The following is a 17,447-nucleotide window of genomic DNA, read 5'->3' on the forward strand; positions in this document are numbered from 1 at the left end:
GTTCGTCAGGCCGTGTGGGAGACCGCACGGCCTTTTTCTATGATTGAGCGGAGACCCATTATGCTTGCAATCACCCCGATCTATGCGGCCTTGGTCGCACTTCTCTACGTCGCACTCAGCGTCAAGGTGATCCTGCAACGACGCAGCGATAAGATCTCGGTCGGGGATGGTGGCAGCAAGCTGATGATCAAGGCGATACGGACACACTCGAACTGCGCCGAATACGCCCCGATTTCCCTGTTGCTGATTGCCATGGTTGAGCTTCAGGGCGCGGCCGGAATATTGGTCCATCTGCTGGGGCTGATGTTACTGGCGGGGCGTCTTTTGCACGCGTACGGATTTGGGCGAACGCCGCAGATCGTCATCCTGCGGCAGGCCGGCATGAGCCTGACGTTCCTCGCCATTCTGGGGGCGGCCTTCGCAAACCTGATTCTGGCGCTTTAGGCCGTCTGGCGGGTGTTACCCTGCCAGAACGGTTGTTTCGATCTGCGGTGCACCCAGCAGAACCGGTGTGAACTGATCATGTTCATGCAGGTCCGGCTTCAGGATGGCAGCGCCGATCAGAATCATCGCGGCAAGTGTCACGATCTTCAGGTCTGCAACGGATATCATGACGGCACCTCCTGCCTGTGTTTTACTGATTTGCATTACGGGTTGAACGGATCACGGGCCGGATTCCGTCGAAAAGATTTTTCCCGCTTTTTGTGTTTTTCCGCTTGCAGCCCCGCGTGGGAATTTATACATCCCTCCTCACTCAACGGCGCGGGCGTAGCTCAGGGGTAGAGCATAACCTTGCCAAGGTTAGGGTCGGGCGTTCGAATCGCCTCGCCCGCTCCATTGAGAGGTCTTCGGACCACATATGTATCTGATGCGGGCGTAGCTCAGGGGTAGAGCATAACCTTGCCAAGGTTAGGGTCGGGCGTTCGAATCGCCTCGCCCGCTCCAGATACCAAACCTTCCAAACATGCTGGTTCTTCTGCCCCGGTTGCGGCATTCTGAATGCAATTCGCAACACGGGATGTTCGCATGTCTGATTATGTTATCCGCCCCTTGTCCGCTGATGAGTTGCAGGAGGCTGTGGATTGGGCCGGGCGCGAGGGGTGGAATCCGGGTCGTCACGATGCCGAGTGCTTTCGTACAACTGATCCCGATGGGTTCTTGGGAGGTTTTCTGGATGGCGAATTGATCGCGTCTGTCTCGGCGGCGAACTACGACGATGATTTTGCCTTTTTGGGTTTCTACATCGTCAAGCCAGAATACAGACACCATGGCCACGGGCTTGAGATTGCGCAGCACGCGCTGGCCCACTGTGCCGGGCGCAACATGGGTCTGGATGGCGTGGTCGAGCAGCAGGACAACTACCGGAAATCCGGGTTCACCTTTGCCTATAACAACTACCGCTTTTCAGGGCGGGTTGCAGATATCCTAGGCGCGCTGGCACCGACCGCTGGTGTTGATGTGCTGAGCACCGTTTCAGATGCGTTAAGGGACTATGATCGTCAGCTTTTCCCCGCCCGGCGCGATGCGTTCCTGCATGGTTGGCTGAGCGCAAGCGGCCATGTGTCCCGCGTGTTTACCGAAGACGGGCAGATCAAAGGCTATGCCACGCTGCGCCCCTGTCGGACCGGATACAAGGTCGGGCCGCTGTTTGCGGACCGCGCCGACATTGCCGAAGCACTGCTTGCAAGCGTATTAAAAGCTCTGCCCGAAGATCAAAGCGGGCAAGAGGTGTTCATCGACATGCCACAACCCAACAGTGCCGCCTTTGCACTGGCCGACAGGCTGGGCCTTGCGAAAGTGTTCGAAACGGCCCGGATGTATTCCGGCGATCAGCCGGATATCGACCTGAGCCGCATCTATGGCGTGACAACGTTTGAGTTGGGTTAAAACGCCTTGAACGTCATCGTCGTCAGCGAGCGTTCGATATTGGGAATCACCAGCAGGTGTTCGTTGATGAAATGGCCTACATCCTCGGTTTCGGGGATGTAGAGCTTGAGCATCAGATCAAACTCACCACTAGTGGAATAAAGCTCTGAGTGTATTTCGCGCAGCGCGATTTCCTCGGCGACCTTGTAGGTGGTGCCGGGTTTGCAGCGGATCTGGATGAATACGCAGGTGGACATGGCGTGGCCCTGTTGGTTCGTGTTGTCTGCAAGCTGACATGGTGCCGGGCCGGGTGCAATCCCTTGCAACAGTTTGCAGCGATTGCAACGCATGGTCTGGATCAACCGGCCCCACCCCGTCTATAAGCGCGCCTGTAGCAAAAGGAATTCGCCCATGCGCACCGCTTCGATCAGCCGCAAGACCGCCGAAACCGAAATTTCGGTCGAGGTCAATTTGGATGGCACCGGCACCTATGACAATCAGACCGGCGTCGGGTTTTTTGACCATATGTTGGACCAGCTGGCGCGCCACTCGTTGATTGATATGACAATCCGCGCCAAGGGTGACTATCACATCGACGATCACCACACGGTCGAGGATACCGGCATCGCCCTGGGTCAGGCTTTGACACAGGCCCTGGGCGACAAGAAGGGCATCCGGCGCTATGGCGAATGCCATCTGCCGATGGATGACGCTCAGGTGCGCTGTGCGCTGGACCTGTCGGGCCGTCCGTTCCTGATCTGGACTGTCGATCTGCCGACGCAAAAGATCGGTACGTTCGACACGGAACTGGTGCGCGAGTTTTTTCAGGCGCTCAGCACCCATGGCGGCATTACCCTGCATATTGACCAGTTGCACGGCTTCAACAGCCACCACATCGCCGAGGCTGCGTTCAAGGCTGTCGCGCGCGCGTTGCGTGATGCGGTTGAGACCGATCCGCGCAAGGCGGATGCGATTCCGTCGACCAAGGGCGCGCTGTAAATGCTGACAGCCATCATCGACTATGAAAGCGGCAATCTGCATTCAGCGGAAAAGGCGTTTCAGCGCATGGCGCAAGAGGTCGGCGCTGGTGACGTTGTCGTCACCTCTGACGCGGATGTGGTTGCGCGTGCGGACCGACTGGTTCTGCCCGGAGATGGCGCTTTCCCGGCCTGTGCCGCCGAGCTGCGCGGCCATAAGGGTATTTATGACGCGATGGTCGAAGCGGTCGAACAGAAGGGCCGTCCGTTTCTGGGTATTTGTGTTGGTATGCAGCTGATGGCAACCAAAGGCCATGAATACACCGAGACCGATGGTCTGGGCTGGGTGGCAGGTGATGTTGTTCGGATCGAACCGTCAGATGCCGCGCTGAAAGTGCCGCATATGGGCTGGAACGATCTGGTTCTGGAAAGCGATCACCCGATCTTTGCCGGGGTGAAATCAGGCGATCACACCTATTTCGTCCATTCCTACCACTTCCGTGTAAGCAACCCGGCGCAGCGATTGGCTTATGTGGAATACGGGCAGGACGTCACGGCCGTGATTGGCCGCGACACGATGGTTGGGATGCAGTTTCACCCCGAGAAAAGCCAGGATGTTGGCCTGCGTATGCTGGGCAACTTCCTGACCTGGAAGCCCTGAGGCTTACTGAACCCGCGTCCAGGTTTGCCCGCGGCAGATCAGGCCGCCCGCCACACAGCCCTTGACGGTCAGCGCATTCTGGCCGTCCAGAGACATTTTCGAGTTGTAGGTTTTGTCCCGGTCGGGGGCCCAGATCTTACCGCTGTCATAGCTGCCGCCCCCTTCGGGGACCATGTCCCAGATGATCTTTTTGCCAAGGTTCTCATATTCCAGCTGCTGGTTGCCATCCGCGTCGAACGCGCTGTCGATGGTGCCGCAGATCGCACTGCCGCATTCGGAAATCGTCACATGCAGATAGCCACCCGTGTCGCCCGGCGCGGTTTTCCACAGGCCGTCAACCGGATCGTCCGCAAATGCAGCTGTAGCAAGCAGCATCAGGCCCGCTGAAAGAGTAAAAGTCTTCATGATTTTCTCCCTGTTTTGTGGGCAGTCTGACCCGCTAATGGGCGGCGGGCAAGAATGACCCAGCGTCGCGTTGCATCCCCTGCCCTGCTTGTGCGATATCCCGCGCGTGTAACAGTGATATAGGGCCGCCTGACATGATCCTCTACCCCGCCATCGACCTTAAAGACGGCCAGGCCGTACGCCTGCTGCGTGGTGAAATGGACAAGGCCACCGTGTTCAACGAAGACCCGGCCGCTCAGGCCCGTGCCTTTGTCGAGGCGGGGTGCGAATGGTTGCATCTGGTCGACCTGAACGGCGCATTCGCAGGCGAGCCGGTCAACGCAGCACCGGTTGAGGCAATTCTGAAAGCGTGCAAGGTGCCTGCGCAACTGGGTGGTGGCATCCGCGACATGGCCACGATCGAAACATGGATCGAAAAGGGGCTTGCGCGGGTCATCTTGGGCACTGTCGCTGTCGAAAACCCCGGTCTGGTGCGCGAAGCAGCCAAAGCCTTTCCCGGCAAGGTCGCCGTCGGAATCGACGCACGCAACGGCATGGTGGCCACCAAGGGCTGGGCCGAAGAGACCGACGTTCAGGTCACCGATCTGGCCCGTAGTTTCGAAGACGCAGGCGTTGCGGCAATCATCTACACCGATATCAATCGCGACGGTGCCATGCAGGGCCCGAACATCGAAGCGACCGCTGCCCTGGCACAGGCCGTTTCCATCCCGGTGATCGCCTCAGGCGGTGTCAGTTCGCTGGACGACCTGATCGCCCTGCGCGATTGTGGCGTTGCGCTGAACGGCGCGATTTCGGGTCGGGCGCTTTATGATGGCGCGATTGACCTGGCCGAGGCCATCCGCGCCCTGTCGTGATCGGTTATTGCGCGGCTGCGGCGGTCAGCTTGGCCAGCGCACCGCGCATCTTTTCGATGACCGGTGATTTGTCGACATCGTTCAGGTCGTCCAATGTCTCTTTCGGGTCTTCATAGATCAGCCACACCTGGCCATTGGCGTCTTCGTAAGCCTGCACCTTGAGAGGCAGAAACAGCCCGGCACGCGGGTCGATCTGCATGGCTGGCGTACCCAGCGCAGGGTTGCCGAAAATCAGTACCTGATTGGCGGGAATGGGCGTGCCGATCTTTTCCGCCCCGGCCGCGTGGTCGATGCGGGCAAACACGGTTGCGCCTGCATTTCCGACGGCAGCTTCAAGCGCGTCCAGCGCCTCGGCCACGGATTTGTCGGTTTGAACCTTGATCAGATCATCTGCCATAGCGGTCAGCGCGCCTCCGAACGAAAAAACATAAGCCAGAATCAGTCTACGCATATCGATATTCCTTCTGTGAAATTCACCCCAATTCTCACAGATTTGAGACCGCTCACAATCACAAGTCTGGCATCGGCAAGGCTTTGCCGCTAGAGGTGCGCCCGTAAAGGATATCCTATGCTGAAAACCCGGATCATTCCCTGCCTTGATGTTGCTGATGGCCGTGTGGTCAAAGGCGTGAATTTCGTGGGCCTGCGCGATGCGGGCGACCCGGTGGAATCGGCCAAAGCCTATGATGCAGCCGGAGCGGACGAGATCTGCTTTCTCGACATTCACGCGACCCATGAGAATCGCGGCACCATGTTCGATGTGGTACAGCGCACGGCGGAACAGTGTTTCGTGCCGCTGACCGTGGGCGGTGGGGTGCGAACAAAAGACGATGTGCGCGCCTTGCTGCTGGCGGGGGCGGACAAGGTCAGCTTCAACTCGGCCGCGGTTGCCAACCCGGACGTGATTGCCGAAGCGGCAGATCAGTTCGGCAGTCAATGCATTGTCTGCGCCATCGACGCCAAGACCGTCAGCCCCGGCAAGTGGGAAATCTTTACCCATGGCGGGCGCAAACCCACCGGCATTGATGCGGTTGCCTTTGCAAGAGCCGTGGTCGCCAAGGGGGCCGGTGAAATCCTGCTGACCTCAATGGACCGCGACGGCACCAAATCCGGGTTCAACCTGCCGCTGACCCGCGCCATTTCCGACGCGGTAGATGTGCCCGTGATCGCCTCGGGCGGTGTTGGCACTCTGGACCATCTGGTCGAGGGCGTCACCAAGGGCGGCGCAAGCGCCGTATTGGCGGCATCGATTTTCCATTTCGGCGAATACACCATCCGCGAGGCCAAGGAACATATGGTCGCAGCTGGCATCCCCATGAGGTTGACATGAGCATCTTGCACGATCTGGCCGCCACGATCGAGGCACGCAAGGGGGCTGATCCCGACAGCAGCTGGACGGCCAAGCTACTTGCGAAAGGCCCTGAGAAATGCGCCGAGAAATTTGGTGAAGAGGCCATAGAGGCCATCATCGAAGCCGTAAAAGGGGATCAGGTTAAGCTGACCTCGGAAGCGGCGGACGTGTTGTATCACCTTCTGGTCATGCTGGCCGCGCGGGACGTGGCGCTGGATGATGTTCTGGCCGAGCTGGACCGCCGTCAGGGCACCAGTGGTATCGCCGAAAAGGCTGCCCGCCCCAAAGGGTAAGGCCCGGGTTCCGCACCGTCGCCTGTGCCGTTATAATCGGATGCCAGACTGTCAGGCTGAAGGCGCGATATGATCCGAGTTTTGATGCTTGTGGCAACCCTTGCCATCGTGGCTGGCTGCACCTCGCCGCCGCGCTCGACCGGGGATGAGGTGCAGCGGCTCGCCTCGGAGATTCAGGGCCTTGGCCCGGATATCGACCCCGAGGAGGCCCGACGCGCAGCGGGAATTGCTTACGCCTATACCGCCCAGCTGGTCGAGGAATACCAGATCACAGACCCGCCCCTGATCCATAATATGAAGGTCAACAAGGGGCTGCGCCCGCGTGGGCTGTGCTGGCACTGGGCCGAGGATATCGAACGGCGGCTGAAACAGGAAAACTTCCGGACGCTGGATCTGCACCGTGCCATCGCAAACGCGGAAAACCCGACGCGGATCGACCACAGCACCGCAATCATCAGCCGTAAAGGCGCGACGCTGTATGATGGCGTAGTATTGGACCCGTGGCGTTATGGCGGCGTGTTGTTCTGGTCTCCGCTGGTCGAGGATACCCGGTATGACTGGGTCCCGCGCGACGTGGTGCTGGAAAAGCGGCGGAAGGAACAGGTCGCCCGCCTGAAACCTTACGTCCCCGCCAAACCCTAAAGCTTGGACGAAATGATCCCGGTCGAAAATCCACCCATGCGCAATTCGCCAAACAGGCGCTGATATTCAATTTTGGGGCAGCGGTTCATCACCACATCGACCCCACGGGCCTTGGCCTTTGCAGCCGCTTCAGGGTGTTCCACACCAATCTGCATCCAGATCGTACCGAGCGACGGAAACGCATCCAGCGCCTCGTCCACAATAGGTGGCACGGCCTCGGACCGCCGGAAAATGTCCACCATGTCCACAGGCTCGGAAATTTCTGACAGGCTGCCGCAAACTGTCTGACCAAACAGGTCATTGCCCGCGTGGCCCGGATTGACGGGAATCACCCTGAACCCTTTCAGCGACAAATAGCGCGCCACGTAATAGCTGGGTCGCACCGGGTTCATGGAAACGCCGACAACGGCCACCGTCTTGGTGCGTTGCAAAATGGCCTTGAGGTACTGATCGGAATAATCTGGCATGCCCTATCCTTAACAGCGTTCCAAAAAGAAAAAAGCGCCCAAGAAAGCTTGGGCGCCAGTTGTTGGAACGAGGGACAGTGAAATGACCCGCGGCAGTTCCGTTCCGCGGTCACTGTGACATTTAAGCATGGATCTATTAAAAAAAAGAGGGGCAGCGCATTTTTGTGATGACTTTTCACAATTAGCTGAACTTTACCTATCTTCCGTAGAGAATTGCGGGCCAATTTTCCTCGGCCATCGCAATGTACCCTGCCCGATCCTGCTCCCAGATTTCCTCGACCTCGGGCGAATGCGTCAGGTAAAGGCGCCCATCGACCACCTGCCACGCCTTGGGATCTGTGCTTTTCAGCACGCCCATCGCCATCCCGTACGAGCAATAGCCTCCGAACTGCGGCGCAAAGGCGCGCGGATTGCCCTCGAAGAGCTCACGATTTGTCTGCGATTTGAAATGCCACCGGGCACCTTTCCACATGACCGCATTTTCGGGCACCCCTTTTGAGGGCGCATCGCTGCCAAAATATGACACGGGATCATACCCCGCCAACGCCACACCATCAGTGGCGTAATACACGGGTTTGTCCTGCGCAAATACGGCAGGGGCAAGCAGCACAGTGCTCAGCGAGCAAAGAAGAGTACGTCGGTTCAGCATCGTCATATGGGAATCTGCACATTCAAGACCATCAAGATGCAACTTTTCGCGTTTTTCGGAACCCCTGTTGACGCGGATGTGAACGAGTGTTCGCCAGTTGAAACCTAGTCAAAGATGTCTTCGATCACGTCCCATGCTTCGTCGAACACGCGCGCAAGCATGGTCTTCTTCCTCTTTTTGCGCTTTGTTTTCCGCGGGGCGGCATGAGACACAGCTACGCGCACCGGTTCGGGTTTGAGTACTTTCCGAGCGGGCAACATCTTCAGGTCGTGCAACGGTGCCCCACAGCTGGAACAGCTAAGCTCTTGCCGTTCCTTGCCTTTCAGGATCAAGGCAGCCCGGGTGCCGCAATAGCAGCAGGTCGCGATTTTGGCAGGGCCGGGAATGACGCTCTCCTTTTTTCAGGGTCGCGATGCATATAAGGCGATTGCCGCGGCATTTGAGACGTTCAGCGAACCAAATCCCCCGGCTGCGTCAATTTTAGCCAACTGATCCACGGTTTCCTTTGTTTTCTGCCGCAATCCTGGACCTTCCGCGCCCAGCACAAGCGCGACGGGACGGTTCCGGCCAGTGCCCAAAGCGCCTTCGATTGTCACGTCGGCTTCTCCGTCCAGCCCAAGAACCAGAAAGCCCATGCCCTGAAGCTCGACAATCGCGTCCGAAAGGTTGCGCACCCGCAGATAGGGCTGCCGCTCAAGCGCGCCGCTGGCGGTTTTTGCCAGTGCTCCGGTCTCGGGCGCGGAATGGTGGCGTGTGCCGATCACAGCACTGGCCCCCAGAACTTCGGCCGAGCGCAGAATCGCCCCGACATTGTGCGGGTCGGTGACCCGGTCCAGCAGAATGACGCGAGGGTTTTCGCGACCGATGCAGTTATCTGCCAGACTGCCCCATTCCAACGGCTTGACCTCCAGCGCTGCGCCCTGATGCACGGATCCGGCATCAATGGGCGCAGAAAACTTGCGCGGGTCGACCATCTCGGCCTCGATCCCCGCAAATTCAATAGCTTCCGCCAGTTTGTCACACGCATTCCGCGTCACCATCAGGCGTAATTTTTGCCGTTTTGGGTTCATCAGCGCATCGCGAACGGCGTGCAGGCCAAACAGCCAGACTGTTTCCGCAGCAGCAGCTTTGCGCGCCTGTTCCTTTTCGACGACCCATTTGGGTTTCTTCATTTCAAGGGCCTCCGGGCCGGGAATTCGGTTTCCTGCGCCAAAGGGAAATTTTCCTGTTGACGCTCCTTTGGTGCGCTAGTAATCACGCCTCCACGTCAGGTGCAACGCCTGACAGTGGGCGACAGGCCGCAAGGTGTGGCAGGGGACTGTAACTCCCTCGCGGAGACGCACGCCTGGTTCGATTCCAGGGTCGCCCACCATCTTTCCAATGTATTTCGAAGATGGTCAGGACGTGTAGTCCGCACTGCTCTGTAATCTGGCAGCTGCGTTATTGCTTTTGGTCTGCCACCATTCTCAGATGCGACAGACCTGATCAGTTTTACAGATCTTAACCCGGGGCTAACGCGACTGGATCGTGGACGAAGGGTTCCGCGTGGTCTTCGCCACCGCATGTCATGACGTTCAGATCAACACGCCGGTCGATTGCCCACCTATTCCGCAGCCGGGCGCATCTGAGCTATGCGGTTGAACCAACGCACGATTTCGTCCAAGTCCGCAGGCAACTCCTCGGCCGCGCCTTCGGCGAAGGCGTTGAACTTTTCGGCGTTCAGCCCGTTCACGCCGACCAGCACCGGAATTTCCAGCGCCAGCGCTTCGCCGATCACCGGGCGGAACCCCCGCCCATCAGACTCATGTTTACCGAATTTGTTGATAATCAGCAGGTCCGGCGCGTTCGCAAGCGAGGCGGTCACATACCCAACCGCCTGTTCCAGCGCTGCGGGGTCCAGACGGCAGCCGCGGGACTGGGTGCCCAGTGATTGCGAGATACGGATGGTTTCGCCATTAGGCAGCACGCGCACGTCCATATCGCATTTGCTGCTGTCGGCGCATTCCGTGTTTGTTTGCACGACACCGGCCAGTTTCGCGCCGGACGCCAGAAGACGTTCAGCAACAGCACTGAGCAGGCGATCCGTCGCGCCGCGGTCGGTGGTGGTGACATAGGCCAGATGCATCTTGGACCTCTTGTAATTCGATTGTGACGTTTCAAATAGCACGCAAGGCGATGCCCGACCACTCCCCCAGTCAAGGAAGCGGCGACAGACCAATCACAGGTGCGTGCAGGTGAAGAAGAACCGCATAAGCGGCCAGTGCGGTCAGCCAGACCCAGGGGCGTGGCCAGGGTCGCGGTGAGCGGAGTGAGAACCGCGACGTATTTCGGGACAACCGGACCCATTCAAAGCCCATCTCACGCGATTTACGCCTGTCGATCAGGTCCATGCCCATAACAGAAAATCCGGCAAACAGGCCGAACAGAATCACATGTGACAGGCTTCCATTGGCCAGAAGATGCGCCAAGGACCACAACAGTAGCGCGGCAAGGATCGGGTGGCGGGTGGTGCGCAGAATACCGGGGTGTTCGGGGTCAAAGGACCTGTTGCCCATCCCTCCGAAAGAAAACGGGTTCTGGATCGCAAGCCCGGTCACAGCCAGCCAGCACACCACGGGCATGATCAGTATCGGCGACCAGCGCAAGACTGCGAACGGCGGAATGACCTCGACATAGGGGGCGTTTGCAGCGGCAACAATCAGCCAGGCCAGCACGGCCAAAGACAGAAGTGAATAGGCCGCGAAATACCCCCGGCGGCCGAGCGTGCCGATCAGCCAGCCCCGCACGGTGGGCCGTACAGGAATTGCATGGCTGAGCAGGAAAACGATGAGTGCTGCAAGGAACAGGCCCCAACCGGTCATGATTTTCTCCAAACGTGTTGGGGTCGGTCTAGATTGGGAGGACAGCGACGTCCTTGCCCGAAATCAAGTTGGGTCACAGGGGCGGACGCACCGTCCCTGCCCTGTATTACAGCCCAAGCGCCGCGCGGCGTTCTTCGGCAAAGCCCTGCACGATGCGGTCTGCGATCAGTGCCAGAATCGCCATCGCGGCCCCGGCAGATATGCCCAATCCTACATCCGCCTGACCCAGCGCCAGATAGATCGACTGGCCCAGACCGGTGGTCCCGATCAGTGCCGCGATGACCAGCATGGCGAAGGCGTAAAGGATGGTCTGGTTCAGCCCCAGAAGGATGGTCGGGGCCGCATAAGGCGCCCGCACATCGCGCATGATCTGCCACTCGGTCGCACCGCTTGAAATTGCGGCCTCCATCATCTCATCCGGTGTATTGACCAGCCCGTGCCGCGTGTAGCGGATCATCGGGACAATCGCATAGGCACAGATCGCCAGAAAGGCCGAGAACTCACCAATCTGGAACACCATCAGCACCGGGATCAGGAACACGAACAGGGGGATCGTCTGCAACATGTCGCAGATCGGGCGAACCACGTTCCACACAGGCTGCCATACCGCGCTGGCAAGACCGATCAGCCCCCCTGCCAAAGCGCAGGTAAACACCGCTGCACCACTAAGATAGAGCGACAGCAGCGCCCTTTCCCACAGGCCCGAGACGAGGATGGTGCAGAGCAGCCCCACGCAGAGCGCGGCCAGACGCCAGCCCCCGGCGACCCAGCCCAGCGCGGCAGCGCCGGTCAGGACAAAGGGCCACGGCAGGTTCGCGATGCCGGTTTCCAGCATTCCGATCAAGATCAGAACGACCAGCCCGCCAGTCAGCCGCCCGCGCCACGCCATCAAAAGCGCAATTCCGGCACCGGCCGCGAACAGGCCATAGCTCATGCTCGACGTCCACTGGAAACCCCATGTGAAGGGCAGCACCGCCTGATCCAACCCGATCCGAAGCGGTAGCAGTACATAGAACAATGAGTTGTTCTTGAGGGCGTCCAGCCACTGGCCGTTGGCCTGCGTGAACGCGGTCAGGCCGCTGTCCACGACCTCGGCCATCGGGTCCAGCAGGGTCAATTCCGCAGGATTTGGCAACCACGCCCAGAAGGCGGCGGTGAAGACAACAGCAAAACCCAGCATCGCCCAGACAACGCGGCTGTCATAGCGTTTACGCTCGGTCGCCAAAGTACCGCTCATCCGGTCGATCACCACGGCAAAGACCACGATAACCAGACCCGCCATCAGCGATTCGCCGAACTGCGCTTTGCGCATGGTCAGCAGAACCTCCCAGCCGATATCGTTGAACCCACCGATGACGGCGGCGATGATAACCATCGACAATGCGGCCATCAGACATTGGTTCACACCGACCATAATCTGAGTGGTGGCGGCAGGGATTTCGACCTGGAACAGCTGCTGGAACCGAGTGCCGCCAGACATGATGGCCGCCTCTTTGATTTCGGGCTCTACCCGTTCCAATCCCAGCATGACATTGCGCGCCATTGGCGGTGCGGCATAGATGGCCGAAGCAATCAGACCAACAACAGGACCAAATCCAAACAGCAGCAGCAGCGGTGTCAGATAGGCAAAGGTTGGCACCGTCTGCATGATGTCCAGCACGGCCTGCACAAAGGATTTCACCTTTGGCACTTCGTTGGCGAGGATGCCGATGCCGCCCCCAATGACCAGCGCCACAGGGACAGACACGGCGACAAGCGCCAGCGTATTCATGCTTTCGGCCCAATAGCCCGAGGCCAAAACAAAGCTGAGGCCCAGAAAGCCAAGTGCGGCCATGGACAAGCCGCCCAGATACCAGCCCAACGCGGTCACGATCCCGATCAGAATGGGCCATGGCGTTTTGCCCAGCACGAAATTCGCCCAGTTCATTGGGTGGGTCATCAGGTCCGAAAACAGCCGCATTGCCGGTTTGATCAGGTTCAGAAACCAGTCCAGAAACGCGCCAACCCATTGGGTTGCAGGCAGTTCCCACGCGGCGGGCCACTTGACCAGCCACGGGGCGATACCCTCGAGCGCAAGGCAAACTGCACCGACGATAACAGTTATCAGGGCGGCCTTCGCACCTGCCGTCAACTGCGCACTGCGCCGTGTCGGGAGGTCGGTTATGGCGGTCATGTCTCGTCCACCTGAAGAGCTGCGGCCAGATCGGACGGATGCACCGTGCCAACGACATTGCCCGCCTCATCCCGCACGGGCACGGGTTCATACAGCTCCATGCAATGCGCAAGGGCTGCGTCCAGCGTCATCGAGGTGGTGAGGCCGGGATCATCCGGGCCACATTCCGCCTCGCTCCGCATGACCGAGGCGACCTTGGCGTGCTGACCTTTGGCGACATCCTTCGAGAATTCGCGCACGTAATCATCCACCGGGCGCAACACGATATCAGTGGGCGTTCCGATCTGAACAATCTTGCCGTCGCGCATGATGGCAATGCGGTCGGCCAGCTTCAGCGCCTCTTGAATGTCATGGGTGATAAAGACGATAGATTTCTTCAGCGTCGCCTGAATGCGAAGGAATTCATCCTGCAACTGGCGGCGGATCAATGGGTCGAGGGCCGAGAACGGTTCATCCAGAAACCAGATATCGGGATTTACGGCGAGGCTGCGGGCAATGCCCACACGCTGGCGCTGGCCACCTGAAAGCTGGCGCGGAAAGCTGTCTTCGCGCCCTTCCAGACCGACCAGGGAGATCACCTCCTGCGCGCGCGCCAGCCGTTCCTTCTTGCCCACACCCTGCACGCGCAGCGGATAGGCCACGTTTTCAGAAACGGTCATATGCGGGAACAGGCCGAAATGCTGGAACACCATGCCCAGTTTTTTGCGGCGCAACTCGGTCAGGGCCTTCTTCGAGGCTCCGATGACGTTTTCGCCATCCACCCGAATCTCGCCGCCCGTACCGGGCAGCAGCTGCGAGATGCAGCGGATCAGCGTGGATTTGCCCGAGCCCGACAGGCCCATGATGACGAAAAGTTCACCTTCCTGAACCTCGAAATTGGCATCCTGAACGGCGGGGATCAGCCCCTGTTCCCGAAGGGCGGCGGCAGCCTTGTCGGCGTCATTCCCTGACCGAGACAGCGCGTCGGTCAGGGCTTTGTCAGCGCCGGGGCCAAACACCTGCCAGAGATTCCGGCAGGCGATGGCTGGCATAGTCGTGTCCGTCACTTACGCGGGCTCACTGGGTTGCCGCGTCAACAACCGGACGCCACTTGCCTTCGTTTTCGGCCATCCAAGCGGCGACAACTTCTTCGACCTTTCCGCCGTCAACGTCGATCGCGCCCATCATCGGCTGCTGATCTTCAACCGCCAGCTGATAATTGGTCAGGATTTCAAAGGCTGCTGGCCATTTCTCTTCCATACCGCTCCAGCCGGCCTTGAAGATGCGCGAGGGCGAGAAGTCGCAGTCATTGACAGCGTTCGGGTTCGGGCCCCAGGCCGGATCACTGAAGCACGCTTCTTCACCGGCAGGCAGTTCGACGAACTGAACGTCATAGGCCGACATCGCCCAATGCGGCTGCCAGAAAGTGATCAGCAGCGGCGATTTGCGTTCGGTCGAGGCGCGCAATTCCGCGATCAGCGCCCCTTCGGACCCTGCTGGTACGGCTTTGAACGGCAATTCCAAACCGGTCATGCGATCGGCGCCCGGAGTACCCCAATCGGCCGGGTAGTCGACCAGACGACCACCGGGCAGAGTTTCCGCCGTCGCAAAGACCTGAGCGCAATCTTTCAGCGCTTCCCATGCGGGCAGGCCCGGGCACAGATCGGCCACATGGGCCGGGTATGCGATGCCTTCCTTGGCATCCAGACCCAGATCACCGATTTCAACCACAGTGCCTTCACCGATTTTCTTGGCGTATTCATCGGAAACGTTGGAAGACCAGATTTCCAGTGTCGCGTCGATGTCGCCATCGGCCAGCGCCTGGAACTGGTTCATCATGCCCGCGGTCACATATTCGACGTTGTACCCGGCAGCCTTGAGCATCTCTCCCGCCACATGCGTGGTGACATGCTGGCCGGTCCATTCGTTGATCGCCAATTTGATCGGTTCATCCACGGCACCCATATCCGCCGCCTGCGCTGCGCCTGCAACGCTCAGAGCCATTAGGCTTACACTTAGTTTTTTCATGGACTTAACTCCCTGTCATATTTGTTTTGCCCATCCCGGCAAGGATTTTCCCGCCGGTCTTTCTGTCTGATGACAATGCCATGCCGCAGCATGCACAAATTTGGCTGGAAAAGAACAGTGATCCGTTTCCAAATTGTGGAAAAGATCTTTCTGCCAGATTGTTCCCCCCTCCCGGCTCCCTTTACGCATCCAACCCGGCTTACCCTTGTTCCATTTCGCTAAGACGGGACGTTGACTGACGAGTCAATCAGAAAACATTTTGCCACCTTTTGTCGAGAACTTCTTTCGAAAATCCGCATTTTTCTGCGAATCCAGTTATTCGTTGGGCTGCCTCAAATCTGGACACGGTCAGATTTTTCATTGCCAAACAAGAACAAAAGATAAACATTTATAGTCGGGCAACATCAAGGTTAGACAGATGCGAACGTTTGACGAAATCTTTGAAATCGCAGTCGCGCGCCACGGCGGTCCAGAAGCACTGGACGCAAAACTGAGCAAACCGAAAACCCCCGCGGAACTGGCAGCGATGCCCGAGGATCGCTGGCTGTCGGTCATCACGAAATGCATCTTTCAGGCTGGCTTCAACTGGAAAGTCATCGAAAACAAATGGGACGGGTTCGAATCAGCCTTTAACGGGTTCGACGTGGGGCGATGCGCGTTCATGGATGATGAGAAGTTTGACACCCTTTTGCAGGATACGCGCATCGTAAGGAATGGAACCAAGATCGCGGCTGTACGGGATAACGCTGCATTCTTGCTTGAACTGCGTGAGGAAGGCGGCGCGGGTAAAGTGTTAGGCGGCTGGCCATCTGATGACTACGTCAACCTTCTGGCAATGCTGGCAAAACGCGGGGCCCGACTGGGCGGCGCTTCGGCGCAGTACGCAATGCGGTTTGCCGGGCGGGACAGTTTCATTCTGTCTCAGGATGTCACCGCCCGGCTGATTGCTGAAGGTGTGATCGACAAGCCTGCCACCTCGAAGAAAGCGATGGAGGCGGTTCAGAACGCCTTTAATACATGGATGGGTCAGTCCGGGCGATCACTTACGGAAATCAGCCGGGTTCTGGCCATGAGTCTGTGAAAACGGTTTGCGGAATACCCGCAGCGGAATAAGATTCAACTTATGGTTCTGCGTATTTTCTTTGCTTCTCTTTTGTTGCTGGCCGCCTGCGGTCGTGAGTTGACTGAGCAGGAGCGCGATTTTGCGGAAACCATTCAGGGGGAAACCCTGGAACTGGATCACATCCTTCTGGTCGAAGGTGCCCCGGTTACCAACGTGACGTATTTCCGCGAAGAACGCCCGCGACTGGCCTGCCGCGAGCGCATTCTGCCCCCGGTGGACCCCGGGCCGGTGACGGGCAAACCTGCCGCCGTGGCCCTGTTCAACAAAGTCTACTTTGCCCGCGACTGGTATCTGGAGGACTATATGTCGGAATTTCCGGATCAGATGAACCTGCTGGCCGCGATGCTTTTGGCCCATGAGCTGACGCATGTCTGGCAATGGCAGAATCGCAGGACCACGGGTTACCACCCCCTGCGCGCTGCGGCGGAACATGGAGGCCGGAGGGATCCGTATCTGTTCGACCTCGAAACCTCTCCGGATTTTCTGACCTACGGGTTCGAACAGCAGGGCGCGATCGTCGAGGAATACGTGTGCTGTCGCGCATTGGCCCCCCAGGCCAAGCGTACCAAAAGACTGCACGACATGCTGGGCACCCATTTTGATCTGTCGCCCCTGCCGGAACAAGGGCGCGAGCGCCCGGTCCTGATCCCATGGAGCGAAGCCAGGATCGAAGGGATTTGCAGTTAGTTCCGTGCGCGCTGCACGGTTTCCAGATATGCCACCAGATCAACGATCGGCTGGCTGGTCAGGATCGGCTGACCTTCCGGTGTTTTCATGGATGTGTCCTGCCCGTCGAAATAAGGGCCATAGACCGGCATCGGGCTGCCATGGCTGACCAGCGGGTCCCTACCGTCGATGCGGGCGACAACGCGGGCGGTCGGGAACACCCCGCTTTCGTCAGACAATGCAGTCAGATCGGACGGCTGAACAACCAGCACGCTGGCCATCGGCCCCTGCCCGGTTGCGTCAATCCCGTGACAGGTCGCACAGTAGTGCAAATAGAGTTCCTCTCCGGTCGCTGCATCCTGCGCCCAGGCAGCCTGTGCGGTAGCAGCCGAAACCCCGAGAACCAGCATACCGATCGTTGCCTTGAACATCGTATCCTCCTGTCACGATTG

23 protein-coding genes and 3 tRNA genes are annotated in these 17,447 nt (G+C 58.9%); 13 read left to right on the forward strand and 13 right to left on the reverse strand.

The window, feature by feature from the left end:
• The first annotated feature begins 60 nt into the window (after nt 1-60).
• Complete coding sequence (locus ACR0ID_RS06535; RefSeq protein WP_480516262.1) at nt 61-444, forward strand: MAPEG family protein; 384 nt, start codon at nt 61-63, stop codon at nt 442-444.
• A 15-nt stretch (nt 445-459) separates the two neighbouring features.
• On the opposite strand, the gene ACR0ID_RS06540 is transcribed toward ACR0ID_RS06535, so the two are convergent.
• A complete protein-coding gene (locus ACR0ID_RS06540) occupies nt 460-612 on the reverse strand; it encodes a hypothetical protein (protein ID WP_480475907.1) in 153 nt (50 codons plus the stop codon).
• A gap of 150 nt (nt 613-762) precedes the next feature.
• Here ACR0ID_RS06540 and ACR0ID_RS06545 point away from each other — a divergent pair.
• The 3 genes from ACR0ID_RS06545 (at nt 763) to ACR0ID_RS06555 (ending at nt 1,887) form a co-directional block, all read left to right on the forward strand.
• Nucleotides 763-837 (forward strand) — tRNA-Gly (locus ACR0ID_RS06545).
• Nucleotides 838-870: 33 nt separating this feature from the next.
• Nucleotides 871-945, forward strand: a tRNA-Gly gene (locus tag ACR0ID_RS06550).
• Nucleotides 946-1,026: 81 nt separating this feature from the next.
• Entirely contained in the window at nt 1,027-1,887 is an 861-nt protein-coding gene (locus ACR0ID_RS06555) for a GNAT family N-acetyltransferase (protein ID WP_480604474.1), read from the forward strand.
• On the opposite strand, the gene ACR0ID_RS06560 is transcribed toward ACR0ID_RS06555, so the two are convergent.
• Nucleotides 1,884-2,123 carry an Lrp/AsnC family transcriptional regulator gene (locus tag ACR0ID_RS06560; protein ID WP_480482339.1) on the reverse strand — a complete coding sequence of 80 codons (240 nt, stop codon included), beginning with the start codon at nt 2,121-2,123 and terminating at the stop codon, nt 1,884-1,886. The two genes, ACR0ID_RS06555 and ACR0ID_RS06560, sit on opposite strands and share 4 nt — an antisense overlap.
• Before the next feature lie 154 nt (nt 2,124-2,277).
• Between ACR0ID_RS06560 and hisB the strand changes: the two genes are divergently transcribed.
• The gene (gene hisB / locus ACR0ID_RS06565; RefSeq protein ID WP_480516258.1) at nt 2,278-2,865 is read left to right on the forward strand and encodes an imidazoleglycerol-phosphate dehydratase HisB; all 588 of its coding nucleotides are present in this window, start codon (nt 2,278-2,280) and stop codon (nt 2,863-2,865) included.
• Entirely contained in the window at nt 2,866-3,504 is a 639-nt protein-coding gene (hisH, locus tag ACR0ID_RS06570) for an imidazole glycerol phosphate synthase subunit HisH (RefSeq protein ID WP_480493787.1), read from the forward strand.
• A 3-nt stretch (nt 3,505-3,507) separates the two neighbouring features.
• On the opposite strand, the gene ACR0ID_RS06575 is transcribed toward hisH, so the two are convergent.
• Entirely contained in the window at nt 3,508-3,909 is a 402-nt protein-coding gene (locus ACR0ID_RS06575; protein ID WP_480481901.1) for a DUF2147 domain-containing protein, read from the reverse strand.
• A 134-nt stretch (nt 3,910-4,043) separates the two neighbouring features.
• Here ACR0ID_RS06575 and hisA point away from each other — a divergent pair, with 134 nt between their 5' ends.
• Nucleotides 4,044-4,763: a 1-(5-phosphoribosyl)-5-[(5-phosphoribosylamino)methylideneamino]imidazole-4-carboxamide isomerase gene (gene hisA, locus ACR0ID_RS06580; RefSeq protein WP_480604476.1), complete on the forward strand. Its 720-nt coding sequence runs from the start codon at nt 4,044-4,046 to the stop codon at nt 4,761-4,763.
• Between the two features lie 4 nt (nt 4,764-4,767).
• On the opposite strand, the gene ACR0ID_RS06585 is transcribed toward hisA, so the two are convergent.
• Nucleotides 4,768-5,214, reverse strand: coding sequence for a DUF302 domain-containing protein (locus ACR0ID_RS06585; RefSeq protein WP_480493785.1), 447 nt, complete (start codon nt 5,212-5,214; stop codon nt 4,768-4,770).
• 117 nt (nt 5,215-5,331) lie between these two features.
• Here ACR0ID_RS06585 and hisF point away from each other — a divergent pair, with 117 nt between their 5' ends.
• The 3 genes from hisF to ACR0ID_RS06600 all read left to right on the forward strand — a co-directional run bounded on the left by hisF (nt 5,332) and on the right by ACR0ID_RS06600 (nt 7,049).
• The gene (hisF, locus tag ACR0ID_RS06590) at nt 5,332-6,093 is read left to right on the forward strand and encodes an imidazole glycerol phosphate synthase subunit HisF (RefSeq protein ID WP_480476924.1); all 762 of its coding nucleotides are present in this window, start codon (nt 5,332-5,334) and stop codon (nt 6,091-6,093) included.
• A complete protein-coding gene (locus tag ACR0ID_RS06595) occupies nt 6,090-6,407 on the forward strand; it encodes a phosphoribosyl-ATP diphosphatase (protein ID WP_480475891.1) in 318 nt (105 codons plus the stop codon). The genes hisF and ACR0ID_RS06595 overlap by 4 nt, the downstream gene beginning before the upstream one ends.
• Before the next feature lie 69 nt (nt 6,408-6,476).
• On the forward strand, nt 6,477-7,049 hold the full coding sequence (locus ACR0ID_RS06600; protein ID WP_480604478.1) for a hypothetical protein: 573 nt from the start codon (nt 6,477-6,479) through the stop codon (nt 7,047-7,049).
• Here the strand turns inward: ACR0ID_RS06600 and ACR0ID_RS06605 are convergent.
• The 3 genes from ACR0ID_RS06605 to rlmB form a co-directional block, all read right to left on the reverse strand.
• The gene (locus tag ACR0ID_RS06605) at nt 7,046-7,516 is read right to left on the reverse strand and encodes a CoA-binding protein (RefSeq protein WP_480604480.1); all 471 of its coding nucleotides are present in this window, start codon (nt 7,514-7,516) and stop codon (nt 7,046-7,048) included. The two genes, ACR0ID_RS06600 and ACR0ID_RS06605, sit on opposite strands and share 4 nt — an antisense overlap.
• 196 nt (nt 7,517-7,712) lie before the next feature.
• Nucleotides 7,713-8,171: a YHS domain-containing (seleno)protein gene (locus ACR0ID_RS06610; RefSeq protein WP_480604482.1), complete on the reverse strand. Its 459-nt coding sequence runs from the start codon at nt 8,169-8,171 to the stop codon at nt 7,713-7,715.
• A gap of 395 nt (nt 8,172-8,566) precedes the next feature.
• Nucleotides 8,567-9,337: a 23S rRNA (guanosine(2251)-2'-O)-methyltransferase RlmB gene (gene rlmB, locus ACR0ID_RS06615; protein ID WP_480604483.1), complete on the reverse strand. Its 771-nt coding sequence runs from the start codon at nt 9,335-9,337 to the stop codon at nt 8,567-8,569.
• Between the two features lie 116 nt (nt 9,338-9,453).
• Between rlmB and ACR0ID_RS06620 the strand changes: the two genes are divergently transcribed.
• Nucleotides 9,454-9,537: transfer RNA gene (locus ACR0ID_RS06620), tRNA-Tyr, on the forward strand.
• Nucleotides 9,538-9,768: 231 nt separating this feature from the next.
• Here ACR0ID_RS06620 and ACR0ID_RS06625 read toward each other — a convergent pair.
• From ACR0ID_RS06625 to ACR0ID_RS06645, 5 genes are all read right to left on the reverse strand, one after another.
• Nucleotides 9,769-10,290, reverse strand: coding sequence for a DUF2478 domain-containing protein (locus ACR0ID_RS06625; protein ID WP_480493779.1), 522 nt, complete (start codon nt 10,288-10,290; stop codon nt 9,769-9,771).
• Nucleotides 10,291-10,360: 70 nt separating this feature from the next.
• The gene (locus ACR0ID_RS06630) at nt 10,361-11,026 is read right to left on the reverse strand and encodes an NnrU family protein (protein WP_480604485.1); all 666 of its coding nucleotides are present in this window, start codon (nt 11,024-11,026) and stop codon (nt 10,361-10,363) included.
• A gap of 106 nt (nt 11,027-11,132) precedes the next feature.
• On the reverse strand, nt 11,133-13,199 hold the full coding sequence (locus ACR0ID_RS06635; RefSeq protein ID WP_480554062.1) for an ABC transporter permease: 2,067 nt from the start codon (nt 13,197-13,199) through the stop codon (nt 11,133-11,135).
• Complete coding sequence (locus tag ACR0ID_RS06640) at nt 13,196-14,245, reverse strand: quaternary amine ABC transporter ATP-binding protein (RefSeq protein ID WP_480475875.1); 1,050 nt, start codon at nt 14,243-14,245, stop codon at nt 13,196-13,198. Before ACR0ID_RS06640 ends, ACR0ID_RS06635 begins: the two co-directional genes overlap by 4 nt.
• A gap of 10 nt (nt 14,246-14,255) precedes the next feature.
• Nucleotides 14,256-15,206 (reverse strand): ABC transporter substrate-binding protein, encoded by a 951-nt coding sequence (locus ACR0ID_RS06645; RefSeq protein ID WP_209504562.1) that lies wholly within the window; start codon nt 15,204-15,206, stop codon nt 14,256-14,258.
• A gap of 418 nt (nt 15,207-15,624) precedes the next feature.
• Between ACR0ID_RS06645 and ACR0ID_RS06650 the strand changes: the two genes are divergently transcribed.
• On the forward strand, nt 15,625-16,287 hold the full coding sequence (locus ACR0ID_RS06650) for a DNA-3-methyladenine glycosylase I (protein WP_480604487.1): 663 nt from the start codon (nt 15,625-15,627) through the stop codon (nt 16,285-16,287).
• A 42-nt stretch (nt 16,288-16,329) separates the two neighbouring features.
• A complete protein-coding gene (locus tag ACR0ID_RS06655; RefSeq protein ID WP_480604489.1) occupies nt 16,330-17,016 on the forward strand; it encodes a hypothetical protein in 687 nt (228 codons plus the stop codon).
• Here ACR0ID_RS06655 and ACR0ID_RS06660 read toward each other — a convergent pair.
• Nucleotides 17,013-17,426: a c-type cytochrome gene (locus ACR0ID_RS06660; RefSeq protein WP_480604491.1), complete on the reverse strand. Its 414-nt coding sequence runs from the start codon at nt 17,424-17,426 to the stop codon at nt 17,013-17,015. The genes ACR0ID_RS06655 and ACR0ID_RS06660 overlap by 4 nt on opposite strands.
• Nucleotides 17,427-17,447: the final 21 nt, after the last annotated feature.

This window comes from Ruegeria sp. AL2, assembly GCF_056540845.1.

Excerpts from the sequence above, each read along its gene's own strand:
- ACR0ID_RS06630 (WP_480604485.1), bottom strand. The coding sequence starts at position 11,026 with ATGACCGGTTGGGGCCTGTTCCTTGCAGCACTCATCGTTTTCCTGCTC.
- ACR0ID_RS06575 (WP_480481901.1), bottom strand. The coding sequence starts at position 3,909 with ATGAAGACTTTTACTCTTTCAGCGGGCCTGATGCTGCTTGCTACAGCT.
- rlmB (WP_480604483.1), bottom strand. The coding sequence starts at position 9,337 with ATGAAGAAACCCAAATGGGTCGTCGAAAAGGAACAGGCGCGCAAAGCT.
- hisF (WP_480476924.1), top strand. The coding sequence starts at position 5,332 with ATGCTGAAAACCCGGATCATTCCCTGCCTTGATGTTGCTGATGGCCGT.
- ACR0ID_RS06655 (WP_480604489.1), top strand. The coding sequence starts at position 16,330 with ATGGTTCTGCGTATTTTCTTTGCTTCTCTTTTGTTGCTGGCCGCCTGC.
- ACR0ID_RS06610 (WP_480604482.1), bottom strand. The coding sequence starts at position 8,171 with ATGACGATGCTGAACCGACGTACTCTTCTTTGCTCGCTGAGCACTGTG.
- ACR0ID_RS06605 (WP_480604480.1), bottom strand. The coding sequence starts at position 7,516 with ATGCCAGATTATTCCGATCAGTACCTCAAGGCCATTTTGCAACGCACC.
- ACR0ID_RS06645 (WP_209504562.1), bottom strand. The coding sequence starts at position 15,206 with ATGAAAAAACTAAGTGTAAGCCTAATGGCTCTGAGCGTTGCAGGCGCA.
- ACR0ID_RS06600 (WP_480604478.1), top strand. The coding sequence starts at position 6,477 with ATGATCCGAGTTTTGATGCTTGTGGCAACCCTTGCCATCGTGGCTGGC.
- ACR0ID_RS06650 (WP_480604487.1), top strand. The coding sequence starts at position 15,625 with ATGCGAACGTTTGACGAAATCTTTGAAATCGCAGTCGCGCGCCACGGC.
- ACR0ID_RS06595 (WP_480475891.1), top strand. The coding sequence starts at position 6,090 with ATGAGCATCTTGCACGATCTGGCCGCCACGATCGAGGCACGCAAGGGG.
- ACR0ID_RS06535 (WP_480516262.1), top strand. The coding sequence starts at position 61 with ATGCTTGCAATCACCCCGATCTATGCGGCCTTGGTCGCACTTCTCTAC.
- ACR0ID_RS06635 (WP_480554062.1), bottom strand. The coding sequence starts at position 13,199 with ATGACCGCCATAACCGACCTCCCGACACGGCGCAGTGCGCAGTTGACG.
- ACR0ID_RS06625 (WP_480493779.1), bottom strand. The coding sequence starts at position 10,290 with ATGCATCTGGCCTATGTCACCACCACCGACCGCGGCGCGACGGATCGC.
- ACR0ID_RS06540 (WP_480475907.1), bottom strand. The coding sequence starts at position 612 with ATGATATCCGTTGCAGACCTGAAGATCGTGACACTTGCCGCGATGATT.
- ACR0ID_RS06555 (WP_480604474.1), top strand. The coding sequence starts at position 1,027 with ATGTCTGATTATGTTATCCGCCCCTTGTCCGCTGATGAGTTGCAGGAG.
- hisH (WP_480493787.1), top strand. The coding sequence starts at position 2,866 with ATGCTGACAGCCATCATCGACTATGAAAGCGGCAATCTGCATTCAGCG.
- ACR0ID_RS06660 (WP_480604491.1), bottom strand. The coding sequence starts at position 17,426 with ATGTTCAAGGCAACGATCGGTATGCTGGTTCTCGGGGTTTCGGCTGCT.
- ACR0ID_RS06585 (WP_480493785.1), bottom strand. The coding sequence starts at position 5,214 with ATGCGTAGACTGATTCTGGCTTATGTTTTTTCGTTCGGAGGCGCGCTG.
- hisB (WP_480516258.1), top strand. The coding sequence starts at position 2,278 with ATGCGCACCGCTTCGATCAGCCGCAAGACCGCCGAAACCGAAATTTCG.
- ACR0ID_RS06560 (WP_480482339.1), bottom strand. The coding sequence starts at position 2,123 with ATGTCCACCTGCGTATTCATCCAGATCCGCTGCAAACCCGGCACCACC.
- hisA (WP_480604476.1), top strand. The coding sequence starts at position 4,044 with ATGATCCTCTACCCCGCCATCGACCTTAAAGACGGCCAGGCCGTACGC.